Consider the following 8,893-nt stretch of genomic DNA (forward strand, 5'->3'; position numbering starts at 1 on the left):
CGAACCGATGCTCAAGCGTGGCCTCAAGCATCGATTCGGACAACGGCGCTTCTTCGACTGCGCACGCCAGCATCGACGATGCGCTCGTGCGGGGCTTGCGTCGATCGGGTGGTGGATCGTTGCATCTGACGTTCACCAGCGATGAGTTTCTGATCGCAAGCGTTCGGCGCTCAAATGCGTGCCCGTAGACGCCGCGTGCGAAACGTTCCCCAGCCGCTGCTGAACGCAGACTTCAAGAACGCGGCAAGCCCGCCCTCGTCGGGGCGCGGTTCTCTAGGCGAATCGAGTACCGTTGACATCCACGAAGCGCGTGGGCGTGGTGATAGGGTTGTCGGTCATCGTGGTATCCATTGTCCGCCGCTTGCCGCAATTGAATGGTCAGGCACGGAGCTGATAACGCTCGGCCGCGTGTGCCTGTCGAATGTCCGACAGCAGTCCCTGGCGAGCGCCGTCCAGCGCGTCCCACCGCCCGGCTACGTGCAGCGGCGGGATCGTGACCCGTTCGCGACGGTCGAACCCGACCAGTGCCGCATCGACCAACTCGCCCACTTCCATCACCTCGGGCAGCGTGTTCACGTCGATCCCGGCGCGCTCCCAGATCTCCGTGCGCGTCGCCGCCGGCAGGACGGCTTGCACGTAAACACCTTTGGGCGACAACTCGAGATGCAGGCCCTGCGACAGGAACAGCACGAATGCCTTGGTCGCGCCGTAGATCGACATGCCGAACTCGGGCGCGAAACCTACCACCGAGCGAATGTTGACGATCGCGCCGTTACCGGACTGCACGAAGCGTGGCGCGACCGCGGCTGCCAGCCTCGTCAGCGTCGTCGTGTTGAGCGTGATCAGGCGTTCGATGCTTTCAGGGGTTTGCTGAAGGAAGCCGCCCGACTGAGCCATGCCGGCATTGTTGATCAGAATTCCTATTCGATCGTCGTCGCGCAGACGAGCCTCGAGCGCGGACAGATCGGTGGACTGGGTCAGGTCGGCCTGCAGCACGTCTACCGCCACACCGGTTTCCTCCCGCAGGCGCGCTGCCAACGCATCGAGTCGCGCCTTGTCGCGAGCGACGAGGACGAGGTCATGGCCACGCCGAGCGAAGCGCTCGGCGTAGGTGGCACCGATGCCGCTGGAGGCGCCGGTGATGAGGACTGTCGGAAGCGTGGTCATGGGTACTTTCCTTTGCAAGGGTTCTGCTGGTGGAGACTCAGTCAAGGGCACGAGCCTTAGCCGGAAATCGTCGGGTAATCGATGTAGCCCGCCGCGCCACCGCCATAGAGCGTCGCCGGGTTGAGTTGTGTCAGCGGTGCGCCGTGCTTCAGGCGTTCGACCAGGTCCGGGTTGCTGATAAACGGACGGCCGAACGCGAACAGGTCGGCTCTGCCCTCCTGGAGTTGCGTGGTGGCGAATTCCAGGTCGTAACCGTTGTTGGCCAGATAGGTCTGCTTGAAACGGCGGCGCAGCGCGTCATAGTCAAACGCGGCGACATCGCGTGGGCCGCCAGTCGCACCTTCGACGACGTGCAGGTAGACGACGCCCTGGGCGCTGAGCCGTTCGGCGATGTAGTCGTACTGCGCTTGCGGATCGCTGCAGGAAATGCCGTTGGCCGGCGAAACCGGCGAGATGCGCACGCCGGTGCGATCTGCGCCGATTTCCTCGACCACGGCGGCGACGACTTCCAGCAACAGGCGCGCACGGTTTTCGATCGAGCCGCCGTAGTCGTCGGTGCGCTGGTTGGCCCCGTCCTTCATGAACTGCTCCAGCAGGTATCCGTTGGCGCCGTGAATTTCCACGCCGTCGAAACCGGCGGCAATCGCGTTGGCCGCGGTCTGTCGAAAGTCGTTCACGATGCCCGGCAGCTCGGCGAGTTCCAGCGCGCGCGGCTCGGACACGTCGGCAAATCCGTTGTTGACGAAAGTCTTCGTCTCGGCGCGGATAGCGGAAGGTGCGACCGGCGCCGTACCGTGAGGTTGCAAGTCCGTGTGCGAGACGCGGCCCACATGCCAGAGCTGCACGAAGATGCGTCCACCCTTGGCATGGACGGCGTCCGTGACCTTGCGCCAGCCAGCAATCTGCTCGGGCGTATACAGGCCGGGAGTGTCCTGATAGCCCTGGGCCTGGGCCGAAACCTGGGTGGCCTCGGTGATGATCAGGCCGGCCGAGGCGCGCTGGGCGTAGTAGGTCGCGGCGTGCTCGCCGGGCACCAGCCCGGCGCCTGCACGGTTGCGAGTCAGCGGTGCCATGACGATGCGATTGGCGAGCGTCAGGCCACCGAGCGCGTACGGCTCGAAAAGCGTTTTCTCTGACATGTCGTTCCAGCGTCGGATGGTGGGAATGGCTTAATGATGACGATCATAATCTAACGTGTCAACATTTTGATGATGACCAACATCAATGTATAGTCAGGCCATCAGACAGGAACGCGCCCACGGAGAGGAAAGTGAAAGTCACCAAGGCACAGGCCGAGGCCAATCGGGCCCACGTTGTTGAAACAGCGTCGACGCTGTTCAGGGAACGCGGTTTTGATGGGGTCGGAGTAGCGGATCTGATGGGCGCAGCCGGGTTCACCCACGGCGGCTTCTACAAGCACTTCCGCTCAAAGGCCGACCTGATGGCGGAATCGGCGGCCTGCGGCATGGCGCAGACCGTTGCGCTGTCGGCCGGGGTCGATGCATCGGAATTCGTGCGGCAGTATCTCGCGCGCGAGCACCGCGACTCGCGCGCAACCGGCTGCACGATGGCTGCACTGGGCGGGGATGCCGCGCGCCAACCCGAAGCGGTCCGGGCCACATTCGCGGACGGCATAGAAAGACTGCTGGCGGCGTTAATTCAAGAACGAGATCCGTCAGACGGTGCGGACTCGGCGGAGGTCCGAGCCAACTGCCTCGACATCATGGCGCATGTGGTTGGCGCGATTGTGTTGTCGCGCGCTTGCCCGGATGATTCTCCACTCGCAGACGAAATCCTGACGGTATGTCGCGACAAGATACTCGCGACACTGGACACATCGGCGACAGCGCGCGAATCGGGTCGCAATCATGGTATCGACATCGCCGCCAAGTCAAAGTGACACGATTTGCCGACTCGAGGCCCGTGTCACGAACCACACCTGGACGCAAGGAATAGACTCATCCACGGCCTCGGTGGCGACTGCCGAGATGCTGCGCTTCAGCCCCTTGCTCTTGACCCTCGGAATGGCCAGTTGCAGTGCCTCGCGCGCCTCTGCTCTGCTCCGGCGACGGGGCGCGGCCCCGGTCTGAACCTCGTCGGGCGCGCTGCCTGCGCGGGTGCGCATGCACCCTCCTGCGCGGCCCTGCAAGCCTGGGTCTGGCCAACGGTCGGCAGCGCGCAGCCGCGATCCCGCAGCACCTGCGTCGAGCGCTCGACCGCCCGCCGCGCCTTGTCCTCCACCGCGGGGCCGCAATCGGTGATCGCCGCTAGCCGCAGGTTGTCCAGGTGGATCATCTGCCACGCAGATGCTTGCCCTTGGTCGATGATGGCCTGCGAGCCACCTCCGCACATTGATGGGTCGTACACCCCTGCCTGATCGGGCGCGGGGCGTGCGGCGACGCAGCCCTCAAGGGACCGGGATCGAACCGGGCCTGCGCACCCGGCCATGTCGCGAGTCGCTACGACTCAGCCTCATCCAAACACTCAAAGGTTCGCTCACGGGCGATTGCCCGGAAAACAAGAACCCGCGTTCCGGGCGGGTTGTAACGATATCCATCCAGTCGATCGCTATCCCGCCGGCAACATGACGGCGCAAACAATCGAACGGGTTGGCGAATGGATCGTGCGCATCAGAATGATGAACGGCCCGATCGCGAGTGAGCGAATTGGAAGCGGCGCACGTCAACCCGTGCGATTGAAACCGGTACCCCCGCCGGAAATGAACATGGCGTTCCGTGGCGTCTGCGCGCCGCCCCGTTCACGCTCCGATACGGGCGGGTTCGACAGGGTCGACTACGCGCGTCCCGTCTTCCTACGACATACATCCACGCAGCCTCATGTTTAACTCATGCGCAACCGGATCGGGCGTATTCCGATTCCGAGCGGCACGCATCCTGAGTCTTCATGAGGCCAATCCATGCCTTCATGACGTCCGATGTGCCTGACGCACTGCCTGTGCACAGCGATGACGAACCGGCTATCGGCGTGTGAACCAACGCGCGCGTTGCCGCCGCCCCGTTGCTCTCCAAGCGAAGATTGCCGATGCGTCGCCATGGCAACAATGACTGGAACTTGAATGGTGAAAAACGCCGAACACGTGAATTTCCACAGCGCGATCGCCTGTGCGCCAGGCGCAAGTGAGCCGCTCGCATGCGCCTGATCTGCTTTCCCTACGCGGGCGGCTCGGCCGCCGTCTATCGTGCGCTGCAAGCGTTGTTGCCCGGCATCGAAGTGCGCCGTCATGAACTGGCAGGCCGGGGCAGCCGCCTGTCCGAGCCGGCCGTACAAGACATGTCGACGCTGGTCGACACGTTGCTGCGCGACCTGGCCGACTGCTTCGATCGTCCCTTCGCGCTGCTCGGACACAGCATGGGCGCGGCGATTGCCGTCGAACTGGCGCTGCGGCTGCCCGCCCACGCGCAACCGAATCTGCGGCATCTGTTCCTGAGCGCGCGCCCCGCACCGGGCAAAGAGCGCCCCGATCGACGCATGCAGGCGCTGGACGACCGCGCCTTCGTCGATGCACTGCGCGACATGGGCGGCACACCGAAGGCGGTGCTGGACAACAGCGAACTGATGGCGCTGCTGATGCCGGCGCTGCGTGCGGATTTCACGATGATCGAAAACCACCGGCCCGTGCCGGGGCGCAGGCTGGCGGTGGACATCACCGCGTTCGCGGGCCGCGCGGACGAACAGGTTCCCGTCGATGCCGTAGCAGGCTGGGGCGCCGCGACCACCGGGCGCTTCGATTTTCACGTCATCGAGGGCGATCATTTCTTTTTGAGGCACCAGATGCGGACGATGGCCGGCATCATCGCGGCCCGCCTGCGGCGCACGGAACACGTCGCGTTGAGCGCCCTGCAAGCATGAGGGGCCGATCCGTGCAATCGGCGTGCCGGCCGGTGCCGTGATCGTCGAACGAAGAGGCCCGCGCCCTATCCGCTTCCATGCCGGCGTCGCGGGCCGGTCAAGCACGCCGGGAGGCCGCGTCGCTTCCCTGCGCGCGATACTTGGAGTGCCATTGTGCAACGTAATCGAAAGCGAATCCTCGTAACAGGTGGCGCGGGTTTCCTCGGTTCGCATCTTTGCGAGCGCCTGGTCGAACTCGGTCACGACGTATTGTGCGTCGACAACTATTTCACCGGCACGAAGCAGAACGTGGCGGCGCTGCTCGGCAACCCGAGCTTCGAGGCGCTGCGCCACGACGTCACCTTTCCGTTGCACGTGGAGGTGGACGAGATCTACAACCTCGCCTGCCCGGCTTCGCCCATCCACTATCAATTCGATCCCGTGCAGACCACCAAGACCAGTGTGATGGGCGCGATCAACATGCTGGGGCTCGCCAAACGCACGCATGCACGCGTTCTGCAAACCTCGACGAGCGAGGTGTACGGCGACCCCGACGTGCATCCGCAACCGGAAAGTTACCGGGGCAACGTCAACCCGCTCGGGCCGCGCGCCTGCTACGACGAAGGCAAACGTTGCGCGGAGACGCTGTTCTTCGACTATCACCGCCAGCAGAACGTGCGCATCAAGGTGGTACGCATCTTCAACACGTACGGGCCGCGCATGCATCCCAACGACGGCCGCGTGGTGTCCAACTTCATCGTGCAGGCGCTGCGCGGCGAGGACATCACGCTGTACGGCGACGGCAGCCAGACCCGGGCATTCTGCTATGTCGACGACATGGTCGACGGCTTGATCCGGATGATGGCCACGCCCGCGGACCTCACCGGCCCGATCAATCTCGGCAATCCGTACGAGATCGCGGTCAGCGAACTCGCGCAGATCATCTTGCGCCTGACCGGCTCGAAGTCGCGGCTCGTATTCCGTCCGCTGCCGAAGGATGATCCGACACAGCGTTGCCCCGATATCAGCCTCGCACGCACCCACCTCGACTGGGAGCCGACGATCGGGCTCGAAGCCGGGCTCCAGCGCACCATCGATTATTTCCGCGCGACCCTCGCTGCTTGACGCCGCGCACGGAAACCACGCTTCGCTGATCGGAAGGCAGTGGCATGACGGGGTGACGTCGCGTTGCCACTGTCCCTTCTTTACGTGACAGACGTGGCGGGGAGACCATGCTCCAATCGGGTCGTACCGTTACACCATTGGCCAGGATGAAGCGATTCTCGTGTGCCAGTGTCCATCAATCCGCCTCGCAAGCCGGATCTGCGCGCATGGAAAAACTCGAGTATCTGAAGCAGGTCGAATCGAAGGCGCGAACCTACGCTGCCTCTTTCCCGCGGTTGTTTACCCATGCCAAAGGCGTACGCATACGCGACTCCGAGGGGCAGGAATACATCGACTGCCTGTCAAATGCGGGTACGCTCGCGCTCGGACATAATCACCCGGAAGTCAATGAAGCCGTCATGCGGTTTCTGTCGTCCGATCAAATGCAACAGGCGCTCGACCTGGCGACGCCGGCAAAGCACGCGTTCGTCGAGCAGCTGTTCTCGCTCCTGCCCGGGAAAATCGCCGAATCCGGCAAGATCCAGTTTTGCAGCCCCAGCGGAGCGGATGGCGTCGAAGCGGCGATCAAGCTGACCCGGCACCATACGGGCCGCTCGACGATCATGGCGTTCCACGGCGCCTACCACGGCATGACGGCCGGCGCACTCGCCGCGTCGGGAAATCTCACGCCCAAATCGGCCGGCGGCCACGGACGCGACGTGCATTTCCTGCCTTATCCCTATGCTTTTCGCTGCCCGTTCGGCACCGATGGCTCGGCGACCGATCAACTCAGCATCAACTATATTCGGACCGTCCTGTCCGATCCCGAGAGCGGGATCACGAAACCGGCGGCAATCATCGTCGAAGTCGTGCAAGGCGAAGGCGGCTGCATCCCCGCTCCCGACACCTGGCTGGTCGAGTTGCGCGAGCTGACGCTACGGCATGAAATCCCGTTGATCGTCGATGAAGTGCAGACCGGGCTCGGCCGAACCGGCGCCCGGTTCGCCATCGAACATTCCGGCATCCGGCCGGACGTACTGGTGCTGTCGAAGGCATTCGGCGGCGGCTACCCGTTATCGGTGGTGGTCTATGACGAGCGCCTGGACACCTGGCCGCCCGGCGCGCATGCCGGCACCTTTCGAGGCAACCAGATTGCGATGGTGGCCGGCTTGTCGACCATGCGCATCGTCGAACGAGAGGATCTGTCGGCGCACGCGGACAGAGTCGGCAAACGCCTGGTTGCCGGCCTCGAGGCGCTGGCCGAACGTTTTCCCTGTCTGGGCCAGATACGCGGCCGCGGCCTGATGATCGGCGCCGAAGTCGTCATGCCCGGCACACATGGCCGAACCGGCCCGACCGATCCGGAACGGGCAAAGGCCATCAAGCGGAACTGCCTGCGAAACGGGCTCATCATCGAAACCGGCGGCCGCAACGGCGCGGTACTTAGGTTCCTGCCGCCGCTGATCGTGTCGGAAGCGGATATCCACGAGATTCTCAATCGCTTCGAGCATGCCGTGGAAACGGCCTGCCGGGCATAGCCATACCGCGGCACGACCACGCAGACCCACCCGTCCGGTTTCGCCGCGATCCCCGTTCAGGAAAGGATGACTGAAGATGCTGGGCATGACGGAACGCAAGCTGCTTGCCGACGGAAGCTCTCCGTGGCTGCTGGAGCCCGTGTCGAACCGGCGCGATATCGCGCAGGCGGTGAACGACAACCGGGAGGCGCTCGAATCCCGACTGCTGGAACATGGCGCACTCCTGTTTCGCGGCTTCGACGTTTCGTCCGTGAGCGGCTTCGAAGCGTTTGCTCACGCGATTTCGGCCCATCGGTCCGACTACGTCTACCGCTCCACTCCGCGCACCGCGATCGGCAACGGCATCTTCACCGCAACCGAGTATCCGCCGAGCGAGACAATCGCACTTCATTGCGAAAACGCGTATCAACGCAGCTGGCCGCTGAGAGTGGCGTTCTGTTGCCTGACGCCGGCCACGACCGGCGGCGAAACGCCGCTTGCCGACATGCGGGAGGTGAGCCGCAGGATCGGACCGCGCATCATGGATCAGTTCGAGGCGAAACAGGTCCGCTATGTCCGGCACTACCGGCGGCACGTCGACATTCCATGGGAAACCGTCTTCCAGACCGGCGACCGCAACCAGGTGGCAGCCTTCTGCGCAGACAACGGCATCGAGCACGAATGGCTCGACGACGACACGTTGCGCACCGCGCAGATCAACCAGGGCGTGGCCTACCATCCGGTCACCCGCGACCGGATATTCTTCAACCAGGCCCATCTATTCCATATCTCGAACCTGGAAGCATCGCTCGCGAGCTCGATCGTCAGCCTGTTCGGCGAGGATCGAATTCCGCGCAATGCGTGCCATGGCGACGGGAGCCCATTCGATCTCGCCGACATCGAGCAGATCCGCAACGCGTTCCGCGAATGCGCGATCACGTTTGCCTGGCAACGAGGCGACGTCCTGCTGGTCGACAACATGCGCTTCGCGCATGGCCGCAACCCGTTCGAAGGCGAGCGCAAGGTCGTCGTGTCGCTGCTCGACCCGTACGCGCCCGACATCGACGGAATCGCCGATCGTTAGCGAGCGCGGGCGGGCGGGCAATTCAATGAACAGCCGTATTGATCCAGTGCGCGAAACGCCGTGTCCTTGGATTACGGGGCAGACGCCGGATTAGAGCAATGCTCTAATTTCAAGACCATCCAGTTCAAGAAGCAAGCTTGGCAGGATCGCCACAACCGGCCCTGAGACATTC

Annotated in this window: 7 protein-coding genes; 5 read left to right on the forward strand and 2 right to left on the reverse strand. The window is 63.8% G+C overall.

Annotated elements, in window-relative coordinates; translation table 11 throughout:
• Positions 1-378: 378 nt before the first annotated feature.
• Together LGN17_RS20640 and LGN17_RS20645 are read right to left on the reverse strand one after the other, a co-directional pair.
• Positions 379-1,167: an SDR family NAD(P)-dependent oxidoreductase gene (locus tag LGN17_RS20640; RefSeq protein ID WP_226198413.1), complete on the reverse strand. Its 789-nt coding sequence runs from the start codon at positions 1,165-1,167 to the stop codon at positions 379-381.
• Positions 1,168-1,223: 56 nt separating this feature from the next.
• Positions 1,224-2,306, reverse strand: coding sequence for an alkene reductase (locus tag LGN17_RS20645; RefSeq protein ID WP_226198414.1), 1,083 nt, complete (start codon positions 2,304-2,306; stop codon positions 1,224-1,226).
• A gap of 131 nt (positions 2,307-2,437) precedes the next feature.
• Between LGN17_RS20645 and LGN17_RS20650 the strand changes: the two genes are divergently transcribed.
• The 5 genes from LGN17_RS20650 to LGN17_RS20670 all read left to right on the forward strand — a co-directional run bounded on the left by LGN17_RS20650 (position 2,438) and on the right by LGN17_RS20670 (position 8,721).
• On the forward strand, positions 2,438-3,067 hold the full coding sequence (locus LGN17_RS20650; protein ID WP_226198415.1) for a TetR/AcrR family transcriptional regulator: 630 nt from the start codon (positions 2,438-2,440) through the stop codon (positions 3,065-3,067).
• Positions 3,068-4,317: 1,250 nt separating this feature from the next.
• Entirely contained in the window at positions 4,318-5,037 is a 720-nt protein-coding gene (locus LGN17_RS20655; RefSeq protein WP_226198416.1) for a thioesterase II family protein, read from the forward strand.
• A gap of 153 nt (positions 5,038-5,190) precedes the next feature.
• Entirely contained in the window at positions 5,191-6,141 is a 951-nt protein-coding gene (locus LGN17_RS20660) for a UDP-glucuronic acid decarboxylase family protein (protein WP_226198417.1), read from the forward strand.
• Positions 6,142-6,347: 206 nt separating this feature from the next.
• Positions 6,348-7,658: a diaminobutyrate--2-oxoglutarate transaminase family protein gene (locus tag LGN17_RS20665; RefSeq protein WP_226198418.1), complete on the forward strand. Its 1,311-nt coding sequence runs from the start codon at positions 6,348-6,350 to the stop codon at positions 7,656-7,658.
• A gap of 76 nt (positions 7,659-7,734) precedes the next feature.
• Positions 7,735-8,721 carry a TauD/TfdA family dioxygenase gene (locus tag LGN17_RS20670; RefSeq protein ID WP_226198419.1) on the forward strand — a complete coding sequence of 329 codons (987 nt, stop codon included), beginning with the start codon at positions 7,735-7,737 and terminating at the stop codon, positions 8,719-8,721.
• Positions 8,722-8,893 lie beyond the last annotated feature (172 nt).

The organism is Burkholderia sp. AU30280, assembly GCF_020420125.1.
Classification (GTDB): Bacteria; Pseudomonadota; Gammaproteobacteria; order Burkholderiales; family Burkholderiaceae; genus Burkholderia.

Coding starts and splice junctions, on each gene's coding strand:
- LGN17_RS20670 (WP_226198419.1), top strand. CDS start 7,735: ATGCTGGGCATGACGGAACGCAAGCTGCTTGCCGACGGAAGCTCTCCG.
- LGN17_RS20665 (WP_226198418.1), top strand. CDS start 6,348: ATGGAAAAACTCGAGTATCTGAAGCAGGTCGAATCGAAGGCGCGAACC.
- LGN17_RS20655 (WP_226198416.1), top strand. CDS start 4,318: ATGCGCCTGATCTGCTTTCCCTACGCGGGCGGCTCGGCCGCCGTCTAT.
- LGN17_RS20645 (WP_226198414.1), bottom strand. CDS start 2,306: ATGTCAGAGAAAACGCTTTTCGAGCCGTACGCGCTCGGTGGCCTGACG.
- LGN17_RS20640 (WP_226198413.1), bottom strand. CDS start 1,167: ATGACCACGCTTCCGACAGTCCTCATCACCGGCGCCTCCAGCGGCATC.